This window comes from Ruminococcus sp., from assembly GCF_017650195.1.
Classification (GTDB): domain Bacteria; phylum Bacillota; class Clostridia; order Oscillospirales; family Ruminococcaceae; genus Ruminococcus.
Genome location: NZ_JAGCFH010000014.1, coordinates 1 through 2686 on the forward strand (window position 1 = coordinate 1; position 2686 = coordinate 2686).

Annotated in this window: 2 protein-coding genes; both read right to left on the reverse strand. The window is 40.2% G+C overall.

Features of this window, described 5'->3' with window-relative positions:
- The coding region (locus J6U00_RS00420; protein WP_296577486.1) for an AAA family ATPase at positions 1-1047 on the reverse strand (1047 nt) is incomplete at its 3' end.
- 477 nt (positions 1048-1524) lie between these two features.
- On the reverse strand, positions 1525-2686 hold a 1162-nt coding region (locus J6U00_RS00425), incomplete at its 5' end, for an HAD hydrolase family protein (RefSeq protein ID WP_296577488.1).

Here is a 2686-nt window from a genome sequence, read left to right on the forward strand (position 1 = left end):
GACATAGCCCATATTCTTTTGCAGTTTATCCGAAAGCAGCTTATTGTATATTACATTTTCCGTATAATTTTTGTCCTTGAAAACAAGCGTCACAAATAAGCCCACATCGGATGTAAAGAGTTTGTATCTTCCGGCATCCTTCTCAAGTGACATTCCCACACTGGGGTCATTAGCATGATAAGCAATATTAACCGTGTATGAGCTTAACATATCAGGTAACAAATCTCGCACCTGCTCGGAACGGGCCCCCTCACGCGCATTTGACAACACATATCTGGATGCATTGCTACTAAGGTTTGCCGGTATAGCATCATAAATGTCACCGGCTAGACCGGACGCATCGATTTTTGTAAAATCTTCTTCGTAAAGATCTATAATCTCTCTCTTAGTATCATCCACCGCCTGCAGATTATTCTGCTCCAAATATGTTTCTATGGCCTGCGGCATACCGCCTATAAGCATATACAATCTAAATATCCTCATAAGGTTTCTATGCATCACGTTTCCGGCAGGTCGCTTCTTTTCCAAAAGCGTTTTTATCGTCTGAACTGTCAGTTCATCACCAATTGCCCACAAAAACTCCTCAAAGTCCATAGGATACATGGATATTTTATGTTCTTCGCTGGGAATCAAAATGTCTTTCGTATTCTTCCTGATAGATATTAATGATCCTGTTTCGATATATTTGTATCTACCATCAGCCACAAGATACTTGATAGCCTGCCTTGCTTTCGGAAGTAACTGAACTTCATCAAAAATAATTACTGACTCTTTCTCGTATAACCTGGTCCCGGTTAACTGCTGCAACTGCAGAAAGAAAAAATCCAAATCATAGGTATCATCAAACAGTTCTTTTATCTCCTTGCTTGTATGTGCAAAGTCAATCATGATATATGATTTAAACTCTTTCTTAGCAAATTCTTCAGCTATTGTAGATTTGCCGACTCGTCTCGCACCCTTAATCAGTAGCGCATATTTTTCGCTTCTATTCTCTTTCCACTCAAGAATTTCGTCATATATTTTTCTTCTAAATACAGGTTTTTCCATTTATACCCACCTCTTTCTACTGAAAGTATATCTCAAATCCCCGTTAGTGTAAACACAAATTCCGCGCGAATCCCCGTATAATTCCATTGATAATTTACGCGAATCCCCGTTAAAACCTTCTCCCTATGAGAAAATTTTGAGAAAAATGCAAGAAAAAAGGAAGCAGCTGCCTCCTACAACAACTCCTCCTTTCGTTTAATTTCTCAGCATTTCGCGCTATTTCGCCGGTTCTTCAACTAAGAATCCCGATTTTGTGCCATTTTGAAGCCGGTTTTCTTCGTTTCCGATTCCCGTCATCACTCATAAAATGTGTGGCCTAACAATATTGCCCCCTATGCACAATCAAGCTGTTGAAATATTTATTCCGTTCCTCACAGACTCTTACTTCAGATTCTTGGAATATTTCTGAATTATTTTAAGTACCGTGTCACCGTTGTAGAGATAATCGTTTAGTGTAACCATTTGCCACCCCCGTTTTTATCTTTCAAAATCATGCTTTATCATCCTGACCACAGTATTTGAATCTCCCGGCGTAATAAGGTGCGTATACTGCCCCGGTATTGTACCGAATGTCGAAACAGACTTAACATCGGTCATTTGCAGAAGATAATCTATCATGTTCTTTTTGGAAGCATTGCGATTATAGATTTTTAAATAGGTGTATCCTTCGTACTCGCTCGAATCCGAAACCGTGATTTTAAGAAGTCGGTCAAAACCCGCTGCCTTAAATGAACTTAGCACGTCCGCGATTCTTTCTTTTTTATCTACGGTCATGTAGTAGACAACATTTTCATTTTCGGGAGCGCGCCTGTTTATATAGTTTCGATATGGAGATTTCCTGAGTTCCTCAACAATCCTGTTATATATTTCACTGTCGGTTTTATTGTAATAAATCAGTACGGTATCGTCTATTACTATGTTGGCAAAAAAGGGCTGTTCCAGCTTTTCAAAGAACTTTGACACCTCCCGGGCAATCTCCATCGGAATGATATAAACCTTCTCAAATCTTTTTTCGCTTATATTAAAAAGTGCCGCCCCGTCCATGGCTATCACAGGCAGTTTTAAGCGAATATCCCTTAGGGGGTCTATCAGTGAAGCCGGTGTCCTGATGGTTGAAATGGTGAAATTAAGCCCTTCGTCAATCATCCTGTTAAGTTCCACGCGACTGTATGCCGAAAGGTTGTTGTTCTCATTAAATAAAGTGTCGTCGAGGCCTGAAATAAACAGCGTGTCCTGATTCTTTTTTCGCTTAAACCTGAAAAGATTAAGCCCCACACCGATAGCGATACCTATCATCGTATCAAGCACACGATTTAAAACGAACAGGTACGGATTAATATCGTTTGCGTGATTAACAACGATGCTTAAAAAGACCACGCAGGAAAAATAGGAAGCATTCCTCCTGTTCAAAATGACTGTCGTGTAGATAATCGGCACTATAAAAGCCGCAACCGTCAGGGCTCGGGCACAAACAGCCAAGTATCCGTCCAGAGAAACACTGTTAAACATAACCAAAACAATCAGGCCGTATAACGCCCCGATAAATGTGCCCTCAGTTCTTTGTATTGCGTTTTTCTTTGTATCTGATGCGTAATCCTGCATGCACCAAAGTGCAGACAGCTGGGAGTAAAAAACTATA